Annotated in this window: 21 protein-coding genes; 12 read left to right on the top strand and 9 right to left on the bottom strand. The window is 66.2% G+C overall.

Going from position 1 to position 24,265, the window contains the following annotated elements; translation table 11 throughout:
- Window positions 1-79: 79 nt before the first annotated feature.
- Together ilvD and ACWF99_RS23990 are read right to left on the bottom strand one after the other, a co-directional pair.
- Complete coding sequence (gene ilvD, locus ACWF99_RS23985) at window positions 80-1,921, bottom strand: dihydroxy-acid dehydratase (protein ID WP_378654927.1); 1,842 nt, start codon at window positions 1,919-1,921, stop codon at window positions 80-82.
- 306 nt (window positions 1,922-2,227) lie between these two features.
- Window positions 2,228-2,998 (bottom strand): PH domain-containing protein, encoded by a 771-nt coding sequence (locus ACWF99_RS23990; RefSeq protein WP_378654930.1) that lies wholly within the window; start codon window positions 2,996-2,998, stop codon window positions 2,228-2,230.
- Window positions 2,999-3,312: 314 nt separating this feature from the next.
- Here ACWF99_RS23990 and ACWF99_RS23995 point away from each other — a divergent pair, with 314 nt between their 5' ends.
- The 7 genes from ACWF99_RS23995 to ACWF99_RS24025 all read left to right on the top strand — a co-directional run bounded on the left by ACWF99_RS23995 (window position 3,313) and on the right by ACWF99_RS24025 (window position 11,908).
- Complete coding sequence (locus ACWF99_RS23995) at window positions 3,313-5,241, top strand: acetolactate synthase large subunit (protein ID WP_378626246.1); 1,929 nt, start codon at window positions 3,313-3,315, stop codon at window positions 5,239-5,241.
- Entirely contained in the window at window positions 5,238-5,741 is a 504-nt protein-coding gene (gene ilvN, locus ACWF99_RS24000) for an acetolactate synthase small subunit (protein ID WP_019048314.1), read from the top strand. The genes ACWF99_RS23995 and ilvN overlap by 4 nt, the downstream gene beginning before the upstream one ends.
- A 77-nt stretch (window positions 5,742-5,818) precedes the next feature.
- A complete protein-coding gene (ilvC, locus tag ACWF99_RS24005; protein ID WP_174551969.1) occupies window positions 5,819-6,820 on the top strand; it encodes a ketol-acid reductoisomerase in 1,002 nt (333 codons plus the stop codon).
- 158 nt (window positions 6,821-6,978) lie between these two features.
- Window positions 6,979-8,058: a DUF4185 domain-containing protein gene (locus ACWF99_RS24010; RefSeq protein ID WP_452537454.1), complete on the top strand. Its 1,080-nt coding sequence runs from the start codon at window positions 6,979-6,981 to the stop codon at window positions 8,056-8,058.
- A 118-nt stretch (window positions 8,059-8,176) separates the two neighbouring features.
- Window positions 8,177-9,535 (top strand): DUF2252 domain-containing protein, encoded by a 1,359-nt coding sequence (locus ACWF99_RS24015; protein ID WP_378626262.1) that lies wholly within the window; start codon window positions 8,177-8,179, stop codon window positions 9,533-9,535.
- 76 nt (window positions 9,536-9,611) lie between these two features.
- On the top strand, window positions 9,612-10,496 hold the full coding sequence (locus ACWF99_RS24020; protein WP_378626264.1) for an AAA family ATPase: 885 nt from the start codon (window positions 9,612-9,614) through the stop codon (window positions 10,494-10,496).
- Entirely contained in the window at window positions 10,493-11,908 is a 1,416-nt protein-coding gene (locus tag ACWF99_RS24025) for a vWA domain-containing protein (protein WP_452537455.1), read from the top strand. The genes ACWF99_RS24020 and ACWF99_RS24025 overlap by 4 nt, the downstream gene beginning before the upstream one ends.
- A 146-nt stretch (window positions 11,909-12,054) precedes the next feature.
- Here the strand turns inward: ACWF99_RS24025 and ACWF99_RS24030 are convergent, their stop codons facing one another.
- Together ACWF99_RS24030 and ACWF99_RS24035 are read right to left on the bottom strand one after the other, a co-directional pair.
- Window positions 12,055-12,516 (bottom strand): nitroreductase family deazaflavin-dependent oxidoreductase, encoded by a 462-nt coding sequence (locus tag ACWF99_RS24030; protein ID WP_452537456.1) that lies wholly within the window; start codon window positions 12,514-12,516, stop codon window positions 12,055-12,057.
- 29 nt (window positions 12,517-12,545) lie between these two features.
- Window positions 12,546-13,001, bottom strand: a complete 456-nt coding sequence (locus tag ACWF99_RS24035; RefSeq protein WP_378626269.1) for a carboxymuconolactone decarboxylase family protein — start codon at window positions 12,999-13,001, stop codon at window positions 12,546-12,548.
- 175 nt (window positions 13,002-13,176) lie between these two features.
- Between ACWF99_RS24035 and ACWF99_RS24040 the strand changes: the two genes are divergently transcribed.
- Complete coding sequence (locus ACWF99_RS24040) at window positions 13,177-15,666, top strand: tetratricopeptide repeat protein (RefSeq protein ID WP_452537457.1); 2,490 nt, start codon at window positions 13,177-13,179, stop codon at window positions 15,664-15,666.
- Here the strand turns inward: ACWF99_RS24040 and ACWF99_RS24045 are convergent.
- Window positions 15,626-16,153 carry a DinB family protein gene (locus tag ACWF99_RS24045; RefSeq protein ID WP_452537458.1) on the bottom strand — a complete coding sequence of 176 codons (528 nt, stop codon included), beginning with the start codon at window positions 16,151-16,153 and terminating at the stop codon, window positions 15,626-15,628. The two genes, ACWF99_RS24040 and ACWF99_RS24045, sit on opposite strands and share 41 nt — an antisense overlap.
- A gap of 89 nt (window positions 16,154-16,242) precedes the next feature.
- On the opposite strand from ACWF99_RS24045, the gene ACWF99_RS24050 reads away from it, so the two are divergent.
- Window positions 16,243-17,202, top strand: a complete 960-nt coding sequence (locus ACWF99_RS24050; RefSeq protein ID WP_452537459.1) for a helix-turn-helix transcriptional regulator — start codon at window positions 16,243-16,245, stop codon at window positions 17,200-17,202.
- A 37-nt stretch (window positions 17,203-17,239) separates the two neighbouring features.
- Window positions 17,240-17,617, top strand: a complete 378-nt coding sequence (locus tag ACWF99_RS24055; RefSeq protein ID WP_378626273.1) for a hypothetical protein — start codon at window positions 17,240-17,242, stop codon at window positions 17,615-17,617.
- Window positions 17,618-17,623: 6 nt separating this feature from the next.
- On the opposite strand, the gene ACWF99_RS24060 is transcribed toward ACWF99_RS24055, so the two are convergent.
- The 3 genes from ACWF99_RS24060 to ACWF99_RS24070 form a co-directional block, all read right to left on the bottom strand.
- Complete coding sequence (locus ACWF99_RS24060) at window positions 17,624-18,895, bottom strand: hypothetical protein (RefSeq protein WP_378626274.1); 1,272 nt, start codon at window positions 18,893-18,895, stop codon at window positions 17,624-17,626.
- Window positions 18,892-19,077, bottom strand: a complete 186-nt coding sequence (locus ACWF99_RS24065; protein ID WP_452537460.1) for a hypothetical protein — start codon at window positions 19,075-19,077, stop codon at window positions 18,892-18,894. The genes ACWF99_RS24060 and ACWF99_RS24065 overlap by 4 nt, the downstream gene beginning before the upstream one ends.
- 620 nt (window positions 19,078-19,697) lie before the next feature.
- The gene (locus ACWF99_RS24070; RefSeq protein WP_452537461.1) at window positions 19,698-21,038 is read right to left on the bottom strand and encodes a DNA cytosine methyltransferase; all 1,341 of its coding nucleotides are present in this window, start codon (window positions 21,036-21,038) and stop codon (window positions 19,698-19,700) included.
- A gap of 180 nt (window positions 21,039-21,218) precedes the next feature.
- Here ACWF99_RS24070 and ACWF99_RS24075 point away from each other — a divergent pair, with 180 nt between their 5' ends.
- Together ACWF99_RS24075 and ACWF99_RS24080 are read left to right on the top strand one after the other, a co-directional pair.
- Window positions 21,219-21,605, top strand: coding sequence for a very short patch repair endonuclease (locus ACWF99_RS24075; protein WP_378626277.1), 387 nt, complete (start codon window positions 21,219-21,221; stop codon window positions 21,603-21,605).
- A gap of 63 nt (window positions 21,606-21,668) precedes the next feature.
- Complete coding sequence (locus ACWF99_RS24080; protein WP_378626279.1) at window positions 21,669-22,445, top strand: NgoMIV family type II restriction endonuclease; 777 nt, start codon at window positions 21,669-21,671, stop codon at window positions 22,443-22,445.
- A 32-nt stretch (window positions 22,446-22,477) separates the two neighbouring features.
- Here the strand turns inward: ACWF99_RS24080 and ACWF99_RS24085 are convergent, their stop codons facing one another.
- Window positions 22,478-24,259, bottom strand: coding sequence for a DEAD/DEAH box helicase (locus tag ACWF99_RS24085; RefSeq protein WP_378626281.1), 1,782 nt, complete (start codon window positions 24,257-24,259; stop codon window positions 22,478-22,480).
- Window positions 24,260-24,265: the final 6 nt, after the last annotated feature.

Consider the following 24,265-nt stretch of genomic DNA (forward strand, 5'->3'; position numbering starts at 1 on the left):
CGCCGTTACGCGGTTCCGGGCGGGACGCTCCACGCGCGGGCGGCGAGCCTGAATCTGGCCTGAATACGCGGGGAGGCGGCTACAGCACCTGACGAACGGCACCTTTGTCCGCCGACGTGGCGAGCGCCGCGTAGGCACGCAGGGCGGTGGTGACCGTGCGGTCGCGGTTGACGGGCTGCCACGGGCGCTCCGAGGCTTCCATCTTCGCGCGGCGTTCGGCCATGACCTCGTCGGAGACAAGCACTTCCAGCGCGCGGGTGTGCACATCGATGCGGATGCGGTCGCCGTTCTCGATCAGGCCGATGGCACCGCCCGAGGCGGCCTCGGGGGAGATGTGGCCGATCGACAGCCCCGAGGTACCACCCGAGAAGCGGCCGTCGGTGATCAGCGCACACACCTTGCCGAGACCGAGGCCCTTGAGGAACGAGGTCGGGTGCAGCATCTCCTGCATGCCGGGACCGCCTGCTGGGCCTTCGTACCGGATGACGACCACGTCACCGGGCTGGATCTTCTTACCGAGAATCATCGACACCGCGTCCTCCTGCGACTCGACCACCACGGCCGGGCCTTCGAAGGTGAACAGGTCTTCGTCGATGCCGGCGGTCTTGAGAATCGCGCCGTCGGGAGCGATGTTGCCGCGCAGTACGCACAGCCCACCCTCGACGGTGTAGGCGTTCTCGACGTCGCGGATGCAGCCACCGGCGGCATCGGTGTCGAGCGAGGACCAGCGGTTGCTGGTGGAGAACGGTTCGACCGTGCGCACGCCACCGGGGGCGGCGTGGAACAGTTCGAGCGCCTCGTCGGATGCCTTGCCCGAGCGGATATCCCAGGTGTCGAGGAATTCCTCGTAGTCGGCGGTGTGCACGGTGGTGACGTCGGTCTCGAGCAGGCCGCCGCGACGCAGTTCACCGAGGATGGCGGGGATGCCACCGGCGCGGTGCACGTCTTCCATGTGGTAATCCGAGTTCGGCGACACCTTCGACAGGCACGGCACCTTGCGGCTGATGTCGTCGATGGTCTGCAGGTCGAAGTCGATCTCGCCTTCCTGCGCGGCGGCGAGGGTGTGCAGCACGGTGTTGGTCGAGCCGCCCATGGCGACGTCGAGGGCCATCGCGTTGCGGAAAGCCTTGGCGTTGGCCACGTTGCGGGGCAGCACCGAGGCGTCGTCGTCCTGGTACCAGCGCTTGGCGATATCGACGATCACCGTGCCGGCCCGCTCGAACAGCGCACGGCGCGCGGAGTGGGTGGCGAGGGTGGAACCGTTGCCCGGCAGAGCGAGGCCGAGCGCCTCGGTCAGGCAGTTCATCGAGTTCGCGGTGAACATGCCCGAACACGAACCGCAGGTCGGGCACGCGGAGCGCTCGACCTCGTCGAGGCCCTCGTCGGACACGGCCTGGTTCGCGCTCGCGGAGATCGCGCTGACCAGGTCGAGCGGCGCCTGCGCGACACCGTCGACGACCACGGCCTTACCGGCCTCCATCGGCCCACCGGAGACGAACACGGCGGGGATGTTGAGACGCATCGCGGCGTTGAGCATGCCGGGAGTGATCTTGTCGCAGTTGGAGATACACACCAGCGCGTCGGCGGTGTGGGCGTTGGCCATGTACTCCACGGAGTCGGCGATGATCTCGCGCGAGGGCAGCGAGTAGAGCATGCCGCCGTGACCCATGGCGATGCCGTCGTCGACGGCGATGGTGTGGAACTCGCGTGCGATGCCACCGGCGGCGGCCACGGCCTCGGCGACGATCTCGCCCATGTTCTTGAGGTGCACGTGACCGGGCACGAACTGGGTGTAGGAGTTCGCGATCGCGATGATCGGCTTACCGAAATCGGAATCGGTCATGCCGGTCGCGCGCCAGAGTGAGCGCGCGCCCGCAGCATTGCGGCCGATGGTGGTGGTGCGTGAGCGAAGCGGTGGCATGGAAGTCCTCGTGATGTCGCTGGGTGCGTGGCGAGCGTGCGCGCAGGGGGCTGACCTGCGTGGCACGTGCGCGATCGCGGTGCGTCCGGCAGCCCTTCACGTTACTCCGGCGAGCGATGGTCGCATCGCGCCGGTGGTGGCGTGCTGGGGAGCGGGAACCGGGGCTCGAGGCGGGAGTGTCGCTCCGTGAGGTGTCGCCGCGGTGGTGCCGTCGGCGCGGGGTTGCCCGGCTGCCGTCAGCTTACCGGTACAAGGCCGCCGCCCACCCGCTGATTCCCGACGTGCTGATTCCCACAGTGCCGGTCGTTATCGCTCGGACTCCGGCTCGTCCTTCGACTCCGACGGCGCCTTCGTTTCGGGCTCGGTCTTCGCGTCGGATTCCGCCTTCGCCGCGGCCCGCTCGGCAGCAAGGCGTTCGGCCTCGGCCGCCTCGGCGGCAGCGAACACATCGGGCAGTCGCCCGCCGGACGCTTCGATCAGCTCCCGCAACCGGTCGTATCCGACGGCAGGCAGCTTCACCTCGGATTCGTCGTCGAGTCGGGCGCGCACAGCGCCGCGCTTGGGAATGCTGATCCCTTTGATCCGCGCCCAGTCGAGGTGCTTCGTGCTGGTCATCGAGCTCAGATCCAGCCCGGTCTCGGACACGGTCGTGTGCGTGCGCACCACCCACCACACCGCGATCACCGGGGCCAGCAGCAGCGGCCACAGTACGGCCGGCCACCCGACGAACGGGAAGAACACGCAGAACGCCAACACCAGCACGCCGATATAGGCCAGGCGGGGAACGCCGATCACGTGCACACCCGGCGTCGGCGTGTTCGTCCGGCGCGGCACCAGCAGCCAGACGACCACCGCGACGGGCACGATCAGCCCGATCCGCACCCCCAGCGACCAGTCCTGCACGGTGCCGACGACGACGAAGGCCAGGTAGGCCAGCACCACCGCGCCGATCGCCGCGAGCCGCCCCGGACTGGCCGAGCGCAGGCCGCCGGGTCGCGACGGGCGACCCGTATCGGTTCCCTCGTCGGTGGTGTGGGACGATTTAGCCGGTGGCACGGACTGATGCGGTGATGACACCCTCCTATCCTCGCATCTTGGTACACGGACCCACGCAACCACTCGAGTCCCACAGAATGGGACCGGAGCGGAAAGCCTGTTTGACTCGACGCACTACGCGCGCCTAACGTCGTATGCGTGATTCGAAACGAGCTCGTAATCGGCCGGCGCGTCCAGCGCTGAGCCTGACACCTAGTCAATACGTCAGCTCGCGTTTGCGACGCGCCACCCTCGAACAGCCATGCGCTGGGCGGGGGCTTTTTTGTGTTCGGGCGAATGCCAGCGGCCCTGTCGGGTCAGTCCGAGTCAGAACGAGACAGTGAGGAACGAAGACGGTGAGTGCACCAACCGCACGACCCGGGCCATCGGCCCGCAGGTCAGCGCCTTCAGCTACCCCTGGTAGCCCGGCGACCAACCCCACCCGCCGCCAGGTCGCGCCCGAGCGCGTGACCGGCGCCCAGTCGGTGGTTCGCTCCCTCGAAGAGCTCGACGTCGACACGGTATTCGGCATTCCCGGCGGCGCGGTCCTTCCTGTCTACGACCCGCTGTTCGACTCGAAGAAGGTCCGCCATGTCCTGGTCCGGCACGAGCAGGGCGCCGGTCACGCGGCGACCGGTTACGCGCAGGCCTCGGGCAAGGTCGGTGTGTGTATGGCCACATCCGGTCCCGGCGCGACCAACCTGGTGACCCCGCTGGCCGACGCCCAGATGGACTCGGTCCCGATCGTGGCGATCACCGGTCAGGTGCCGTCGAGCCTGGTCGGCACCGACGCGTTCCAGGAAGCCGACATCTCGGGCATCACGATGCCGATCACCAAGCACAACTTCCTGGTCAAGGACGCCGCCGAGATCCCGCGCACCCTGGCCGAGGCGTTCTACCTCGCTGCCTCGGGTCGCCCCGGCGCGGTCCTGGTCGACATCACCAAGGACGCGCTGCAGGCCCAGACCACGTTCTCGTGGCCGCCGGAGATGCGTCTGCCCGGCTACCGTCCGGTCACCAAGCCGCACGGCAAGCAGGTGCGCGAGGCCGCCAGGATGATCCTGGAGTCCAAGCAGCCGGTGCTCTACGTCGGTGGCGGCGTCATCAAGTCCGACGCCTCGCCGGAACTGCTCGAGCTGGCCGAACTCACCGGCATCCCGGTGGTCACCACGCTGATGGCGCGGGGCGCGTTCCCCGACAGCCACACCCTGAACATGGGCATGCCCGGCATGCACGGCACCGTCGGTGCCGTCGCCGCGCTGCAGAAGTCGGACCTGCTGATCACCCTCGGCGCCCGTTTCGACGACCGCGTCACCGGTCAGCTGGACTCCTTCGCACCCGACGCGAAGGTCATCCACGCCGACATCGACCCGGCCGAGATCGGCAAGAACCGCCACGCCGACGTCCCGATCGTGGGCGACGCGCGTGAGGTGATCGTCGAGCTGATCGAGACCCTCAAGGCCGATCCGCAGGCCGGTGACGCACCGCTGCTGAACCTCACCGAATGGTGGGCCTACCTCAGTGGCATCCGCGAGAACTACCCGCTGGGCTGGAAGACGCCCAGCGACGGCTCGGTCTCGCCGGAGTACGTCATCGAGACCCTCGGTCGTCTCGCGGGCCCCGAGGCCATCTACTGCGCCGGCGTCGGCCAGCACCAGATGTGGGCCGCGCAGTTCATCAAGTACGAGAACCCGCGCACCTGGCTCAACTCGGGCGGTCTCGGCACCATGGGCTACTCGGTGCCCGCCGCGATGGGCGCCAAGATGGGCGCGCCGGACAAGGAAGTCTGGGCGGTCGACGGTGACGGCTGCTTCCAGATGACCAACCAGGAACTGGCCACCTGCGCGATCGAAGGCGTGCCGATCAAGGTCGCCCTGATCAACAACGGCAACCTGGGCATGGTCCGCCAGTGGCAGACCCTGTTCTACGAACAGCGCTACTCCAACACCGATCTCGGCACGCATTCCCTGCGCATCCCCGATTTCGTGAAGCTGGCCGAGGCGCTGGGCTGCGTCGGCATCCGGGTGGAGAAGGAGTCCGAGGTCGAGGACGCGATCCGCCAGGCCCAGGCCATCACCGACCGCCCGGTCGTGATCGACTTCATCGTCGGCAAGGACGCCCAGGTGTGGCCGATGGTCGCCTCGGGCACCAGCAACGACGAGATCATGTTCGCCCGCGGTATCCGTCCGCTCTTCGACGAGGACGAGTCGGTCTCCGAACCGGCCGTCATCCACGAGGCGATGGAACGCGAGCAGGCCACCTCCGAGAAGGGCGACGACGAATGAGCACCACCCACACCCTGAGCGTCCTTGTCGAGGACAAGCCGGGCGTGCTGGCGCGAGTCGCGAGCCTGTTCTCGCGCCGTGGCTTCAATATCGAATCCCTGGCCGTCGGTGGCACCGAGATCCCCGAGATCTCGCGTATGACGATCGTCGTGACCGTCGATGATCTGCCGCTCGAGCAGGTCACCAAGCAGCTCAACAAGCTGATCAACGTCATCAAGATCGTGGAGCAGGACGCCGACGCCTCGGTGGCCCGCGAGCTGATCCTGGTGAAGGTGCGGGCCGACGCGTCGGTGCGCACGCAGGTGATCGAGGCCGTGCAGTTGTTCCGCGCCAAGGTGATCGACGTGTCGCCCGACGCGCTGACCATCGAGGCGACCGGCACCCGCTCCAAGCTCGACGCGCTGCTGCGCATGGTCGAGCCGTACGGGATCCGCGAGATCGTGCAGTCCGGTGTCGTGGCCGTCGGCCGCGGCCCCAAATCGATCACCGCGACCCGCTGAACCTCCCTCAGCAACCTCCGCGATAACTTTTCCTAACCGCATTCATTCAGAAGGGACCAACCAAAGTGGCAGTCGAGATGTTCTACGACGACGACGCTGACCTGTCGATCATCCAGGGCCGCAAGGTCGCCGTGATCGGTTACGGCAGCCAGGGCCACGCGCACTCGCTGAGCCTGCGCGACTCCGGTGTCGACGTCCGCGTCGGCCTGGCCGAGGGTTCGAAGTCTCGCCCGAAGGCCGAAGAGGCCGGTCTGACCGTCGGCACCCCCGCCGAGGTCTCCGCCTGGGCCGACGTGATCATGGTGCTCGCCCCCGACACCGCGCAGGCGTCGATCTTCACCAACGACATCGAGCCCAACCTGAAGGACGGCGACGCGCTGTTCTTCGGCCACGGCCTCAACATCCACTTCGGTCTCGTCAAGGCTCCGGCCGGCGTCACCGTCGCGATGGTCGCCCCGAAGGGCCCCGGCCACCTGGTGCGTCGTCAGTTCGTCGACGGCAAGGGCGTTCCGGCTCTGATCGCTGTCGATCAGGACCCGACCGGCGAGGGCCAGGCCCTGGCGCTGTCCTACGCCAAGGGCATCGGCGGCACCCGCGCCGGCGTCATCAAGACCACCTTCAAGGAAGAGACCGAGACCGACCTCTTCGGTGAGCAGGCCGTGCTCTGCGGTGGCACCGAGGAACTGGTCAAGATCGGTTTCGAGGTCATGGTCGAGGCGGGCTACGCCCCCGAGATGGCCTACTTCGAGGTCCTGCACGAGCTCAAGCTGATCGTCGACCTGATGTACGAGGGCGGCATCGCCCGCATGAACTACTCGGTCTCCGACACCGCCGAGTTCGGTGGCTACCTGTCGGGCCCGCGCGTCATCGACGCCGGCACCAAGGAGCGCATGAAGGCGATCCTGACCGACATCCAGGACGGCACCTTCGTCAAGCGCCTCGTCGCCAACGTCGAAGGCGGCAACAAGGAGCTCGAGGGTCTGCGCAAGGAGAACGCCGAGCACCCCATCGAGGTCACCGGCGCCAAGCTGCGCGGCCTGATGAGCTGGGTCGACCGCCCGATCACCGAAACCGCGTAAGGTTTCACCGCGTCTCGAAGGGCCCGTTCGCCACGTGCGAGCGGGCCTTTCGGCATTCTGACGTAACTTGGTGGCGTGACGGAAGCGAAACCAGCCCAACGATTTTGGTTCGAGCCGACCGGGGTGGGTGTGTCATCCGCGTCACGGATCTGAACCCTGTGCCGTCGGCTGACCTCGGCGGCGGCGATCTCGCGATTCCGTTCGAGCTGCCCAACGGCGATGTCGGCTTCATCTGGGGCGACTCGTTCTCCGGGGACGGCCCGTTCGGCCCACCGATGGGCGGCATCGGGAACTGGCGTTCCCCCGTCATCACGCGCACATCTGCGCGCGACCCCGCCGAGCCGATCGTCATGGACACCGCGCCGGGCACCGACGGCCGCCAGCTGTGGGATTACCAGCACGACAACGCCGAGTACTCCACCGTCCTGCCGTGCGACGCGATGACCGTCGACGGCCGGATCTACCTGTGGGTCATGTACACCCAGGGCCTGGGCAACGAGAAGTGGTGCGAGGTATGGACATCCGACGACAGCGGTGTCACCTGGGCGCGCAGCGGGTCGAAGTTCTGGTGCGGGGCCTTCGCCGGCAAGCGGGTCATGATCTCCTGGGCCAAGGACCCGCACAGCGACTGGGTGCACATCATCTCCACCGGCGGCCTGGCCAGGAACAAGGACATGCTGCTGTGGCGCGCGACGGTCGAAGGCCTGTCCGATCCGCACGCCTGGCAGGGCTGGGGCTGGGACGGCGACAACTGGGCCTGGAACCGTGAGCCCACGCCGATCCTGCCCGGTTGGCAATTCGGCGAGATCTGTCTGCGCTATGTCGAGAACAGGGCGGTGATCTCCGGATTCGACGCGGGGGACTACTCGATCTTCGTCAAGGTCGGCGACCGCATCGACAACACGAACTGGATCACGACCCACACCCACCGGCCGATCACCGGGATGCCGCGCGGTGTCGACACCGTCCCGCGCCTGTACGGCGGCTACGTACACCCCTACAGCAGGCTCGAGGACGGCAAGTTCACCCTCATCGTCTCCGAGTGGGCGGAGAACGGGAATCCCTATCGGGCGACCCAGTTCACCTGCACCGGGATTCGCCGGAAGGTGCTCGTCCCGCCACCCGACCCCGAACCGACGCCCGAGCCTTGGCCGACTCCACCACCGGACCCGCATCTGACCTGGTGGCAGGAGCTCGTCCGCCGAGTCGACGAGTGGCGCAGGCGGCTTGGTCTGTAGCGCCACCCGCCCCTTGCTCGATGAGTTGATCGTGTTTGCTGGGCGGTGACGCACTCTGTCACCGCATGGTTACCCGCTGGTCCTTGCTGTGATGGCTCGGTAGCGCGAGACTTGCTCGATGACGACGGTTGAGGATTTCGATCGGCAGGCGGCGGAGGTCGGTAAAGCGGCGCGGAAGCGGGTTTCTCGTACCGCGATGGGGGAGTGGAAACCGGAGCCGGGCAGGGAGGACCCGGTGGCGATTCTGCTGAAGCAGAACGCGAAGCGGGTGCCGAGTCTGGTGCCGATCCGGATGGCGCGAATGGCGGTGTCGCCGTTCACCTTTCTGCGGGGTGCCGCGGCGATCATGGCCAATGACCTCGGATCCGGTCCCGATACCGGGCTCATCGTGCAACTCTGCGGCGACGCGCACCTGTCGAACTTCGGGCTCTTCGGCACTCCTGAACGCAATCTCGTGTTCGATGTGAACGACTTCGACGAGACGCTGCCCGGCCCGTTCGAGTGGGACGTCAAACGCCTGGTCGCCAGTGTCACGGTCGCGGCGCTCAACAACGGCTGTTCCGATGAGGACGCGGCATCGGCGGCGGAGGCGACCGCCCGCGGCTATCGCGAGGGCATCGAGGCGATGACAGAGCAGGACAGTCTCGAGATCTGGTACGACCGCGTCGACTCCGACATGGTCCTCGAGCTGGTCCAGAAGAAGAAGGGCCGCAAGCTGGCCGAGAAGACGATCGCCGCGGCCAAGAAGCGCACCAGCCTGCAGGCACTGGACAAACTCACCGAACCCGATGCCGACGGCATTCCGCGGATCAAGAATCAGCCGCCGCTGCTGGTACCCATCACCACCCCTGACGCGGCGACCGTCACGGCGCTGTTCGCCGAATACCGGCGCACCCTGCCCGATCACATGCGCGTGCTGCTCAACCGTTACGCCTTCGTCGAGGCCGCCGTGAAGGTCGTCGGGGTCGGCAGTGTCGGTACCCGGTGCTTCATCGCGCTGCTGATGGACAAGGAGTCCGGCGCTCCGCTGTTCCTGCAGTTGAAGGAGGCCGACACGTCGGTGCTGGCGCCGTATCAGAAGGCGAGCCGGTACAAGCACCAGGGACATCGTGTCGTCGCCGGTCAGCGCTTGATGCAGGCGTCGAGCGACATCTTCCTCGGCTGGGCCACCGGCCCCGAGGGCGTGCATCACTACTGGCGTCAGTTCCGCGACATGAAGGGCTCCGTCGATATCGACAATCTGACCCACCGGCAACTGTCCAACTATGGCGCCGTCTGCGGTGGCGTGCTGGCTCGTGCCCACTGCCGCTCCGGTGATCCGCTGGCCATCGACGCCTACATCGGCGGCAGCGAGAAGTTCGACACGGCTCTGAGCGATTTCGCGATGTCGTATTCGGATCAGAGCATGGCCGACTACCGCCTGCTACAGGCCGCGATCAAGGACGGTCGGGTAGCGGTGGCCGACAACCCGTACTGAGGCCGAACCGGCAGCGTCGGAGCTACGGGGGCTCGCGTCGCCGCCATCTCGGCAACACTCGATACACTCATTACCGATGAGTAACTTCTTTTCCTCGGTGGACCAGGTGACCGACCGGCTGACGGCTGCCGGTTACCTGCCGTCCCTCGATATCGCGACCGCGGTCTTCCTCGCCGATCGCCTCGGTAAACCGCTGCTGATCGAGGGTCCCGCCGGTGTCGGCAAGACCGAGCTCGCCAAGGCGATCGCCGCCGCGGTGAGTGCCGAGCTCATCCGTCTGCAGTGCTACGAGGGCGTCGACGAGGCCCGTGCCCTGTACGAGTGGAACCACGCCAAGCAGCTGCTTCGCATCACCGCCACGTCCGGCGAGGACTGGGACAGCACCCGCGACCACGTGTTCACCGAGGAGTTCCTGCTCGCCCGCCCGCTGCTGGCGGCGATCCGCAATCCCGACCCCACGGTGCTGCTCATCGACGAGCTCGACAAGGCCGACGTGGAACTCGAGGGTCTGTTGCTGGAAGTCCTCGGCGACTTCCAGGTGAGCATCCCCGAGCTCGGCACGGTCACCGCCGTCCGCAAGCCCTTCGTCATCCTCACCTCCAACGCCCACCGCGACCTGTCCGAAGCGTTGAAGCGCCGCTGCCTGTATCTCCATATCGACTATCCGACAGCGGAATTGGAGAAGGCTATCGTCGCGCTCAAAGTCCCCGAGCTCGATGCGGCGCTGGCCGAACCAGTGGTGGCGACGGTGAGTGCGCTGCGGCAGCTCTCGCTGCGCAAAGCACCCTCGATCGCCGAAACTGTCGACTGGGCGAGAACTCTGGTCGCGTTGGGGACGCGGTCGCTGACCGGCGGCGTGGTCCGCTCGACACTCGGAGTCCTGCTGAAGTATCAGTCGGACCATCGCGTGGCGATCGACCGCCTCGGTCTCGACGACCAGACGGACGGCAGTGTGCGGTGACGAGCCGCGATGACCTCGGCGGCTCGGCGCCTGTCGCGGCAACGGATTCGCGCTTCGCGCCCACCAGCGCTCGGCTCGTCGATTTCGTCACCCTGCTGCGCGAGCACAACATTCACGCGGGCCCCAGCGAAACCATCGACGCGGCCGCGGCGGTCGTAGCCCTCGGCACCACCGACCCCCGCGTCCTGCGCTCGGGTCTGGCCGCCTGCCTGCTGCGCCGCAACGGCCAACGCAAGGTCTTCGACCAACTCTTCGACCTGTACTTCCTCGGCGTCTCGCTGCCACCCGTGCGCCCGAGCGAGAGCGCCGAGGACCTGCGCGAGCGTCTGATGGCCACCCTCGTCCAGGGTGAGGACACCGCCGAGCTGGCCCGCGAAGCGCTCGACACCTTCGGTGCCTACGGCGGTGCGGGGGAGAGCGCGGGCCGGGTCACCCAGGCTTCCGGCGCCGGCTGGTCCTCTTACCTGACGATGAAATCGCTACGCCCGGATGAGATTTCCGAGCAACTCGCCCAAACCATGGGTGGCTCAGGGCAGTTCGATACCGCAGTGCGTACCATCGAGGCCCGTCGCCGCGTCGACCAGTTCCGCACCGCTGTGCAAACCGAAGCACGGCTGCGTTCGGCCGAACTGCGCGGCACCGACTACATCGCCCGGCGCGGCGTCGAGAACTCCGCGGACCGAACGGATTTCCTCGGCGCTCGCGAACAGGACCTCGCCGAAATGCGCCGCCTGGTGCACCCGCTGGCCCGCAAGCTCGCCTCCCGGCTGGCGGTGCGCCGTAAGAAGGCGGTGCGCGGTCAGATCGATCTGCGCCGCACCCTGCGCCGATCGATGGCCACCGGTGGTGTCCCGGTCGATCCGGTGCTGCGGGCTCGCAAGCGTGGTCGGCCCGACCTCGTTGTGCTGGCCGATGTTTCGGGCTCGGTCAGCGGTTTCGCCGAATTCACGCTGCAATTGGTGCAGGCGCTGCAGGACCAGTTCAGCAAGGTCCGCAGCTTCGGTTTCGTCGACACCTGTGCCGAGATCACCCAGTACTTCACCCCCGGCGAACCGCCACCGCCGGGCTTCGCGCAGAACATCGTGCGCGAAGGCGGCGTCGCCCGGTTCGGATCCAGCAATTACGGCGAGGTCCTCCAGGGTTTCGTCGACCACTACCTCGACGCCGTCGGCCCCCGCACGTGCGTCCTGATCCTCGGCGACGCCCGCACCAACCGCACCGATCCGAATCTGGCCGCGCTGCAAGCGATCACCGAGCGAGCGAAGGCCGTCTACTGGCTCAACCCGGAGCCGTCGCGCTCCTGGTCGACCGGCGACTCGGCCGCCGAGGACTACACCGACATCGTCACCATGCACGAATGCCGCAATGTCGCCCAGCTCGCCGAGGTGATCGGCAGACTGCTGCCCGCCTGATTCAGCTCGGCCAGGTCGACGCTGACTGTGGGTGATGGTGGCGGTGCCGAGGCGTCCTCGTCGGGGGCTCGGTTCCCCGTGCCTGCCGAGAAGTCTGAAATGCCTCGGCAGGCCCTCTGTTTCGTTGCGCAACCGGACACGAGCGTTCAAGCGGTGGCCGCCAGCCGCACGACCGCGTACTCCCGGCCTGCCTTGGCCTGGTACTTGTCGTAGCGGGGCTGGGCGGCCGCGATGCGGTCCCAGGCCGTCGCCCGCTCGGCGCCGTCGAGAACCCGGGGCGTCACGGCGACCGGGTCGTGGTCGGGGAGCTGGACGGTCGCCTGATCGGGATTGCCCATCAGGTTGAGGAACCAGTCGGGGTGCCCGTCCTTGCCGCCCGAGGCGACCAGCAGCCAGGAGTCGTCCTCGCCGGGGAACCAGCTGATCGGGGTATCGCGTGGCTGGCCACTGCGGCGGCCGACCGTGTGCAGGATCAGCACGTCCATCCCCATGAAAGTGCCCTTGCCGCGCCGGATCTTGCGGTTCATGCGCGCGTTCATCCGGTGCTGCATCCAGCGAGAGAACCCGCCGTGTGCATTGCTCTTGCTCGCTTGCTGATTCGCAGACATTGTCTCTGTTCCTTTCGAGAGGAGGGGCCTCAGCCCCAGGCGCCGGCGATCTGACGGGTGGTGGCGTTGAGCCGGTTGAACATGTTGGTGACGCCGATCATCAGCACGATCGAGGCGAGCTGCTTCTCGTCGAAGTAGCTGGCGGCGCTGTCCCAGATCTCATCGGTGACCGCGTCGGGACGGTCGGCCATCCGCGTGGCGGCCTCGGCGAGTTCGAGGGCGGCGCGCTCCTCCTCGGAGAAGAAGGGGGTCTCGCGCCAGGCGACCACGGTGGCGAGGCGGTCTTCGCTGACGCCCGCTTTGCGTGCGGTGGTGGTGCCGCCGTGCACGCAGGCGCTGCAATTGTTGATCTGGCTGACCCGCAGGTGTACCAGCTCCAGGATCTCGCTGTCCACGCCGCCGGTCTCCACGGCCTTGAGTACCTGCTGGATGGGGCCCATCGCGTCGGTGAGGACCATGGCGGGGTTCTTCATCCGAGACTGCATGTCGTTCTCCTTGTCGGTGTTTCTCCGCTGCTTGCGGTGTGACTCAATAACAGCCCGTCCGGCGCTGGAACAGAATGGCTGTGGGACACTGTGGGACAGCTGAAAACGGCCCTGACCACCGGCTTGTCGGTCGTGAGATTTCTGGTCCGGGCCGGGACAACGGGAGTGGAATACGGTGGTTGTGCAACAGCAGACGGCACGGGCGTACCCGCAGGACGAGCTCGCTTCGCGCCTGCGCCTGATTCAGGAACTGTCCGGCCGCGGCGTGCGCGCCCTGGCCCGCGACACCGGCCTGAGCTCGTCCTCGCTCTCGCGCTATCTCAGCGGCCAGACCGTCCCGCCGTGGCCGGCGGTCATCGAGCTGTGCCGCCTGGTCAAACGCGATCCACGCCCGCTGCGTCCGCTCTGGGAGCGCGCCAACAACCCCCTGCCCGCCCCGCCGAAGACCAGCCGCCAGCCGGCCCCGCCGAGCCCGCCGGCCGACGCCCCACCGCCGCCCCGCAACGACCTGCCCCGCGACGTGCCCGACTTCACCGGCCGCGAACAGGCACTGGCCGAGGTGATCGCCGCCGTCCGTGCCGATCGCGTGGTCGCCATCGACGGCATGGCAGGCGTCGGGAAGACCTCCCTGGCCGTGCACGCCGCGCATCAGCTCACCGCCGAATACCCTGACGCTCAGCTGTATCTCGACCTCCACGGCTTCACCGACGGACGTCAGCCGCTCGACCCCGACGCCGCCCTCCGCGCGTTGCTGGCCGCGTTGCAGGTCCCCTCGGAGCGGGTGCCGCAGGACGGGGGCGTCGAATTGCGTGCGGCCTGTTGGCGCTCGGAGCTGGCGCGATTGCGCGCTGTCGTCGTGCTCGACAATGTCGCCGATGCCGCGCAGGTCAGCCTGCTGTTGCCCGGTGCGGGCGAGTCGGTCGCCATCATCACCAGCCGCAACCGGTTGCTCGAGCTCGACGAGGTCCCGCCGGTGACCCTCGATGTGCTCACTCCCGAGGAGAGCGCCGAGCTGCTGGTGCGGGCCAGCGGTGACGCACGCCTCGGACGGCTCGCCAAGGAACCCGAGCAGGCCGCCGAAGTGCTGCGCCTGTGCGGCAACCTCCCGCTGGCGTTGCGCCTCGCGGCCGCTCGTCTCCGTCATCGCCCGGGTTGGTCGGTCGGCATTCTCGTGGAGCGGATGTCGGAGGGGGCTAGCGAATTCGACACCGCTTTCGGCATGTCGGTTCGTCAGCTGAACCGGGACCAGCGTCGCCTGTTCCGGCTGCTCGGCCTGATCCCCGGCTCCACGTTCACCGATTACGTCGCCGCCGCCGTGGCCGACGTCTCGCTGCGCAGTGCCCGCACGATGCTCGAGGATCTCCTCGACGCGCACCTGGTCCAGCAACCGGCCGACGGCCGCTATCGCCTCCACGACCTGGTCCGCCAGCACGCCCGCACCGCCACCTTCGAACACGACACCCCCGCCGACCGCGAACGCGCGCTACACCGCGTCCTCGACTACTACGTGCACACCGCGGCTGCCGCCGACGCCGCTATGCCGTTCCTGTCGCCGACCCGCCCGGTCTCGGCGGGCGCACCGCCCGCCGAACTGCCGCGGTTCCCCGGCCGTGATGCCGCGTTCTTCTGGTTCGTCTCCGAGTACACCAACCTGATGGCCGTGTTCTACGCCGCTGTCGAAGTCGGCGCCGACACCCACGTCTGCGAATTGCCGCGCTTCATGCGCGCGTTCTTCGCCCGCCGGTGCGGCACCACACATCTCAACGCCCTCTTCGAGCAATCTCTCACCGCCGCACAGAATCTGGGCGACCCGCGCCAACTCGCCGAAGCTCACAGCGACCTGGGTTTCGCCCGGTACAACGCCGGGCGGATGACCGAAGCGGCCGCCGCCTACGCCGCGGCCGCACCCCTGGTGGCCGAAGTGGGTGACCCGCTACCCCGAGCCGAACTGACGATGCGCTGCGCCCAATTGCGCTGGGACGAAGGCAGTATCGAAGAACCGCTGGAGCTGTTCCGCCAAGCCCGCGACCTCTACACCACCGGCGGCTGCCCGACCAGCGCCGCCGACGCCGTCGCCAGTGAAGCCTGGGCCCTGCTCCAACTGGGTCACCGCGAACAAGCCATCCAACTCGCCCGCGAAGCCCTCGCGATCCCCGCGGTCAATCCCTCGCTGCAGGCCCAGATCACTCTCGGCGTAGCGATCGCGGCAGACGAACCCGCGCAAGCCCTCGAACACCTCGATCAGGCCCTCGCCCTCGCTCGCGAGGACGGCCACAAACACAACGAAGCGTGGTGCCTGAACTGCCGGGGCGTCGCGCTGCGTGAAATGGGTCGCTACGACGAAGCCCTCGCCGGCCACCGAGAGGCGTTCGCGCTCTTGGACGCCCTTTTCGAAGACCACTGGAAGATCCACTTCCTCAACGGCTACGCCGAAACCTGCCGTCTCGCGGGCCTGCCCGGGGAAGCCCTCGACCTCTACCGCGAAACCCTGGCCCTGGCACCGAGACTGGGCCACCGCTTCGAGGAGGCGACAGCCCACCAGGGCATCGCCGACGTTCTGGACGCGACGGACCCGGCTGCCGCCACCGAACACCGTGCGGCGGCCGAGTCCCTGTTCGCCGAGATCACCCCATCGACTTCGCTCCGTCCAGCGATTCACGAATGATGTCGGCGTGCCCGGAGTGCTGGGCGGTCTCGGTCATGATGTGCATCAGCGTGCGGCGGGCGGTCCAGCGTCCGCCGGGCTCGAACCACGGGGCCTCCGGCAGGGGCTGACTCACGTTCAGATCCGGGAGGGTGCGCACGAGCTCGTCGGTGCGTGCGGCCACCCGCTCGTACTCGGCCAAGATGCCCTCGAGCGTGTCGCCGGGCAGCATCCGGAAGATCTCGCCCCACTGCGCGATCTGTTCCTCGGTCATCGAGGAGAAATCGGGGGCTTCCGCGGGCCCGTCGAGGATGAAACCCGCCCAATTCGCTTCCACCGCGGCCACATGCTTGATCAGACCGCCCAGGCACAGCTCGCTGGCGGTCGTGCGCAGACCCGCCTGCTCGTCGGTGAGGTCGCGGACAGTGAAGCGCAGGAAGTGCCGGTGCTTGGCGAGCATCTCGAGGATGTCGGTGCGCTCGGTGTCGATCTGGGTGCTCGTGGTCATGTCCGGATCCTTTGCTTGTCGGTGTTGTGAAACCCAAGGTAGAACCAATTGCGGCCAGTTTCTGACCGCAATTGCGAGATAATCGGAATATGGCCGATACAAGCGCACGCACCCTCCGACTGCTGTCGCTGCTGCAGACCCACCGGTCCTGGTCCGGCACGGAACTGTCCGAACGCCTTCGTGTTTCGGCCCGCACCCTGCGCCGCGACATCGACCGCCTTCGCGAACTCGGCTATCCCGTCGACGCGCGCCCCGGCGTCGACGGCGGCTATCAGCTGGCCGCGGGCGCGGCGATGCCGCCCCTGGTCCTCGACGACGACGAAGCCGTCGCCATCACCGTCTGCCTGCAAGCCGGTTCCCAGGGTGCGGGCGACGGCCTGGCCGAACCGTCCATCCGCGCTCTCGGCAAATTGGTCACCGTCCTGCCCACCCGCCTACGCCGCCGCGTCGACGCCCTACGCGCCATGACCGAATCCACCGCCTGGACCGCCGTCCCCCTCTCCGACGTGGACCCTGCCGTCCTCACCGATCTGGCCCTCACCTGCCGCCGCGAAGAACGCCTGACCTTCACCTACACCGCCGCGGACGGCCGCACCAGCACCAGGGAAGTGGAACCCCACCGCCTCGTCTCCCTGGGCCGGCGCTGGTACCTCGTCGCCTACGACCTCACCCGCCACGACTGGCGCACCTTCCGCGTAGACCGCCTCACCGCCTCCGCGACCACCGGCACCCGCTTCCGCCCCCGCCCCCTCCCGGCCCCCGACGCCGCCACCTTCGTTCACAACGCCATCGGCGCCCGCCGTTCCGGCTACACCGTCACCGCCGAAATAGAAGCCCCCGCCACCGATGTCCACACCCGAGTGGGCCGCTGGTGCACCATCACCGCCCTCCCCGACAACCGCACCCACATAGAAATGACCGTCGACGAGCTCGACTGGCCGATCCTGTTGCTGGGCAAGGTAGGAGCAGATTTCCGCGTTCTCGGCCCGCCGGAACTGGTTGCGCAGCTGCGGGAGTGGGGGAGCCGCTTCACCCGCACTCAGCCATGAGTTCGCCCCGTCTGCGTCGGCGCGCTATACCTAACCCATGAATCTGTCCCAGCTGAGCTCGGCGATCGAGGCGGCTGTCGCCCAACATCTCAACGAACTCGGCAAAGCGGTCGGATTGTTGCCGTTGACCTGGTTCGTGGCGCCATCGGTGACCAGCGATGACAGCATGGAGGCCGTCCTGTCTGTGGAAGGTCAAGCCGGTAGCCATCTTTCGCAGCATCCGGGCCGGGTGGTCGATCAATGGGCCGATGTCCTCGGACTACGCCGGGTGTTCTCTCCGACCCCCGGCGTGCATGCGGTGGAAGGTCTCCTCGAGCCTCAGCCCGGTGACTATCGGTTCGAGATCCGCATCTGGGGTGTCGTCGACCCCGCTGTGCTGCACGCCCAAAGGGATTGGGGCCGATGGCAGGGCTGACCCGAGTCAGCCTCGATACCGCCCCTTCTGCCGCCGCTGATAGAACAGCAGATCCACCTCCACCGGCTCGACCAGTGCCGTGATCTCGGCCAACCTGGTGTCGTATCGGAGCTCGGTGATGCACCGGTGCAGATAGGCCCGTCGCTCCGGCCCCAACTGCGCCCAGATCGACCCGAACCGCGACTGCCCCCGCTCCCCGGAAACCGCCACGAGATCGAGTAGCGCAGGCCAGCAACCGGTTTCGGTCGCCCGCGCGGGCAACTCCGCCACCGCGGACTCCGACAGCAAAGCCAGCGCGTACCCCACAGCGCTCCTGACATCGTCATCCATCCGCGACATCAACGTGAACAGCCCACGCCAACTCTCCGCATCGCCGCGCCCATCCATCGGCGCGACCAGATCCACCCCGACATCCGGATCACTGAACACCGGATTGCCGACCAGCGTCCACAGCCCCAGCGGCGTGAGATACCCGGCCAGCGTGAGGAATTCGGGCACCGCCCCGAGCGCGAGCGCGTTGCGCACCAACCGCGCGACATCACCGGGCTGCGCATTCCCGAACAGAATGTCACCCACCCGGCGGATCACATCGGGCGCGCACCGCGAAAACACCGACAGCGCAGCATGTTGCAGGTCGGGAGAACCCGCCAACACCGTCTGCGTCATCCGCGGCACCCGCCGATGCGGCCCATCCAGCAGTTGGCGAACCACCGCGCTGAGCACGTCGACGTCGTAGGAGAACGCAGCCGAGAAGATCAGCCCCGCGTCATCGCGGACCCCCGCCTCGACCGCCGCGATCAATTCCGTTGTCGCACAGGATAAGAAAGGACCCGCCGTCACGTAGTCCTGCCGCCGCAGCAACTCGTTCACGATGTCGACGATCGGCCCCGGCGCCATCTGATCGGCCAGCTGCTCGATGGCCCGCGGATCGAGATAGGGCGCACAATCCGCCGCGTAGCCCGCCTCGAGCATCGTCAACGTCTCAGCGGCCTTGCCCGGGTGATCCAACCCCACCGACCCCGCCGCCCGCCCCGTCATCATCGGCGGAACCAGCTTCTGCACCAGCGGAATCGAGATCGTCAACGGAATGAACGGCACCAGCGCACTGATCCGCCGAAACGTCTCCGTGTGCTGATCGAACAACACCCCCGAGATCTGCTGATGCAACGCATGCAGCCGATCGGCCCCCAGATACCGCAGGTGATCCAACCGCTGCGGATGGACATGCAACGTCCGAGCCAGCAGAATCAACTGCGCCCGCGTAGTCAGGTCCGTCATCTGCCGCCGAACATGATCTTCTTCGTCACCCGACGCAGCGGCCGCGGCAACGCAGAGACCATCGAATCGATGGACTTGTCCAACGCGGCCGCCTCGAACGTACTCGCGGCCCTCATCAACTCGAACAGATCCCGAGCCTCATCCGCCGGCAACTGCTCCAGCGCGGGCAATGTCTCCGGCAAGCCACCTTCACGGTCACTTCTGACAGTCATGCGGCTCCTGGGTAACGCGATCCTCTACTCCGAGGGTCCCTCCTTCCGCCGCCACGCGCCAGAACTTCGCCGAATCACTGTGCATGGCAACGAAAACCCCAGCCCAGGTACATGTGAATAGAGGTACCACTTTCGGTAACGGGCGACTGCAATCCGGCTCGCTCCGGCGTCTGTAGGTCCAGAGACGCGGGCTGGCGCGCCTTCGAACGCTTCTGTTGGTCGAGTTGCAGTCATTGGGGTGGCGAGTGGCGGTGGTCGGAGTCAAACCGGAAAGCGGCACGCGCAACTGCTCCGGACGAATCGCCTTACCTCGACCGAGTTCTCTGCTGGTGCAGCCGGACTCGCGCTCAAGCTGAAGTAAGCCGCATCGCCCGATCGGTCACCGCCCGAAGATCCAACCCGCCAGACCCGCGCGTCAGCACCTACCTACAAGCAAAGCCAGGGTCTGGGGTACTGGGCATCGGCCGACGTAGCCGCCCGCGGTCCCGATCTAGAGAGTCGCGGCTGATCGCCCCATACCTCGCTGGTGACGCGTTCGTTGCGCGAGAGTGCTCGGGGCGCGCCCACAGGCGATATGGTGCCATGGTTGATTAGCTCACGCGCGAAATATGGTTCCGGTAGTACTCGTGCCGGATGTGATCGCCCTGCCCGGTAAATGCCCGGAATTCACCGATCCGATACGCGAGAACGCTGGCGATCTCATCCCTGATGATCTCGAAGTCCTTGTCCAGCAAGGAAATCCGGCGGTCGATCTCGGGATCGTCAATAGAAAGCTTCGCACGCTGGATGATCTGCGCGGCAGTGAGGAACGTGTGTGGGTCTCGCTGTGCCTGATCGCGCAGAACCTTGTAAATGGGGTCAGCGAGCGGATCGTCGTTGCGCTCGCTCGGCTTGCCGATATGGCCGAGCGCATTTGCGATGGATTGCCCGAGCGCTTTAGCAACCGGCGGCGGAAAAGCATTGCCGATCTGTCTGTATTGCGCAGTCTTCTTGCCCGTGAAGATCCAGGCGAATTCACCGTTCTCGGAGTTCTCCAGCTCGGAACGATGTGCCTCATCCTTTGCCCAGACCCAGCCTTGCAAACGCGCAACCATTTCGACTGTAAGTTTGGGGCCGAACTCCGTCATCGGCCGCTTGTCATAGGGCGGTGCCGTGTCGTGGACGCCGTAGGCATCTACACCGAGTTCTGCCCAGGCGCGCTTTGCTCGAGTCGGTCCCAGGTCGGCGCCACCATGTTTCTTCGATCCGCCAACAATCGTTGGAGCGATGCCATTTGCTTTTTCGGCCCACTCGGCCGCGCCCTTCCAGCCGCGCTCCATCATCAGTGGCAATAGTGTTTCTCCGACTGTCTTGACCTTGTCTGTCCCCTTGGGCCACTTGAAATACTGGAAGTCTTCGGGTGCCATCGCAATAAGAACGAATCGCGGACGTAACTGAGGAACTCCGTACTCGGATGCCTGAATGAGACGCCATTCTGCTGAGTAGCCGAACTTGCTGAGCCGATCGAGCACGTGCTGTCGATAGCCAGCAAATCGCGGCATACTCAATCCGCGGACGTTCTCGAGCAGTAAGGCACGCGGTCTGAGTACATCGACCTGTTCGACAGCCCAAGCGAACAGATCCCGCTCGTCATTCGCGCCGAGCTGCTTGCCCGCGATGGAAAACGGAGGACACGGAACGCCGCCTGCGAGAAGGTCGATCTGCTTCCCATCCTGTGCTTCGGCGTCAGGTGCGAATGCCTTCGGGTTGAACACTGCTGGATCGGCGACGTCGCCGACCTCGACCTTCCAATGCGGACGATTTCGCTTGATCGTGTCAGCAGCGATCGGGTCGAGCTCGATAGCCAGCTTGTGCTCGAACCCTGCTCGCTCGAGCCCGAGGGCCTGGCCGCCAGCTCCTGCGCAAATCTCGATGACGCTGAGCTCAGTCACGCGGTGGCCCTTCTGTGAAGTGATGTATCGACCGATCCCTGTGGGATGCGAAGGACTATCATGCCGTGAAGTCGGGGCCAGTCGAAAGCTGGGTATGGAATGGATCGAGAAGATGGGCCGCCGCCGGGGCCTGAGCGAAGTGGCGTACCGACAGCCTCTTCGCCCGGTCGCGGGCGAAACATGCGAGCGATCAGGCGCGCCGACACCAAGCCGGAAGTGGAGCTCCGCAGCTCATTGCATCGGCTGGGATACCGGTTCCGTAAGGACTTCCCAATTGCCGTCGCAGGACGCAGACCGGTGCGTCCGGACATCGTGTTCACGGCTCGCCGGGTCGCCGTATTCGTTGACGGCTGCTTCTGGCATGCGTGTCCTGACCACGGGAGACTCCCGACCACGAACGAGTGGTATTGGTCGCCTAAGCTCCGGCGCAACGTCGAGCGTGACCGTGAAGCGGACGCCGCGTTGTCGACGGCCGGGTGGACAGTCATCCGGGTCTGGGAGCACGAGCCGGTCGCGTCTGCGCTGACCACTGTGGTCGACAAGCTCGATCGGGGTCCGAACATATGAGCGATCGTATGCGATCAGATAACTGTGGTCACGGCAACTCACCCGTGCGGTTAGATTTGCAGCATGGGGATGCCATTCGGAACGGACTTGCTCGGGTGGAAGCGCAGCCGAAAGAACAAGCTGGGCTGGCAGTGGGTACCGAACACCGCCGATACCGACAACGTCTCAAGCCTCCGGCTGGCGGCGCAGCTGCTCGAGTACCTCGGCGCCCCGAACCCGAACGATGGCGGACCTGATCCGGTCGAGCCGCCCGACAATCCGGGAGGCTTGCTCGAGACACAAGTCACGGCAGACCTCGCCACGGAGCTTCCGCAGCTGGATCCGCGGCGCAATTGGGACGTGCGCAAAGGGCAGAGCATCGTCAAATATGCCCAGTACCAGCATCTTGCCGCCATCGATCGGGCGATCGCGAACGACCCGAACCTTCGCGTGACACTGGGAACCGACTACCTGATAAAGCCAGATGTCCTGGTCGGACTTCTCGGAACCCCGACGGCGACTGACCATCCGTGGCTGCACGCCGCGCTTGCTTGCAAATGGACCATACGATCCGACCGGGTGCAGAACATCCGTCACGAAAACCGCAACATGATCCGGCATCGGCGGGGGCGGTTGCCGCATTTGGTCACCATCACCGCGGAACCCCTTCCGACACGTCTAGCATCGATCGCGCGCGGCACCGGGGAAGTCGACGCCACGTACCACCTGGCGTATTCGGCTATGGCACATGCGGTGGCAGCGGTCGGTACGGGCGAACAGCAAGATGCGTGGGCAGAGGTCACCGAGCAGGGACGGCTGCTCGACTACGCGCTACTTCCTGCGTCGCTCGCTACCTGGTGAATCGAACCGGGTAGCCACTCTCCATAGGTCAGCTATCCGGGCGCAGCGGTTTCCTCGTCGAAATGCCGAAGTAGTGCGCGCACGTCGGCAGCGTCCATGCCTGCACCTTCGGCAGGCTCCTCTTCCAAGTCTGCCAGCTGCTGGACGTCTGGATCATCGAGAATCGCCGCCATGAATTTCAGCTTCGCGTCCAGACGGAGACGTACTACTTCGTCGATGGTGCCGCGAGTGGCAAGAACAGTCACTCGCGTCTCCGTATCCGGCGGCAGTCCGAGGCGATGGATACGGTCCAGGCTCTGTAGGAATCGACCGGCCATGAAGTCCCTGTCGACATAGACCGCGTCATGGCATACATGGTGGAGGCTGATGCCTTCACCGAGTGTCGCCGGGTTGGAGATGAGGACGTGGCAGTCAGGATCTTCCCGGAATCGGCGTAGCTGCTCGTTGCGGTCCAGCGTTCCGCCGTACACCGTCGCTGGTCCGTAGTTCTGGAGCAGCTTCTCAAGAGTTGTCAAGCTTCGGACAAATGTTGTCCACACCAGTGTCTTCCGGCCGACAGCTGCATTGTCTGCGACGATCTTCACGGTTTCCCGGTACTTGGGCGAAAACTCGATTTGCGGGAGTTTCTGGAACAGGTCGAAGAGAGAATCACCTGGCGAAGGCTGAAGTGGCGGGAGCTGGTATTCCAGCGGCTCGAATCGGCTAGATCCTTCGAGGAGCAGTGCCGGGCTCGTCGCAGCCATCAGCATCCGAAGCATCGCCCGCCCGAGGGCTTCGATACTTCCCCTCGAACCCTCTGCGCGGGCGGAGAAGTTCCCTTTCAGCGCTTCGTAAACCTCCGCATGTATCGGCGGCATGTCCACGTATCGGATTCGCGGTTCGAAGGGCGGGAGACCGAGCTCGTCCTTTGTCGTGCGGGTGAACAGTGGACGCAGCACGGCGCTGGCACGCGCAAGATCACCACCATTGACGGCCTCGATCACCGCCCGTTTGCCGTGACCCGGCCATACAAACGAGAGCAAGCTTTCGAGGTCCCGCGCACCGTTCGGCGCCGGCGTCCCTGTCAAGATCAAGCGCCGGTTAGCCAAGGGGCCGAGTGCAAGGGCCGCAGAACCGTAAGTTCCGCGCGCGCCCAGCTTGATTCGGTGCGCCTCGTCCAGCACGATCATCGAGGGCTTTGCCCGAAGCCAGGCAACCAGGGTGTCCAGAGAACGGTCGAGACGTTCGTAGTTCACGATGCAGAGTTCTGCGTGAGGATCAGTGGATCGCCCGGTCACGGCACTGCTCAGTGGTTTTGTGAAGCAGTACGTGCTCTCGTATTCCCACGATTCGTGCGCGGACTTCGGCCCGACGACGAGGAGCCGTTCCGCTTCTCCGCGCGCGCGGGCCGCAGCGTAGACAGCCAGTGCCACACGGGTTTTGCCTGCGCCGGGAACGCTGAAGTTCGCTCCATGCCGCAGCGACAGAAGCCTCGCTATGTCTCTTTGCTGGAATGACGTGAGCTCAGCGATCCACTCGTTGCCGAGCAGCCCTGTGACAGCATCCGGCTGAACAGCTCCCGATGAGTTATCGGTCACCCCGTTCAGGTTCCGCTCTACGGCCTCGGCGTCATCGAGCACGCCGGTGACAAGCGCCTTCAGTTCGTCGGCCCACTCCACGTCAGGATCCGACCAGCTACCGAGTTCGCCCAGATTCACGAGAAAATCATCGAGATCGACTTCTGCAGATAGGTCCCCTCTCGCTCCGGAAGTGCTGAGTCGAGCTGCCAGCAGCTGAAATTCACGCTGGAATGCGGGTGTCGTGAGCAACTCCACGCGCGT

This window comes from Nocardia sp. NPDC055002 (assembly GCF_053608825.1).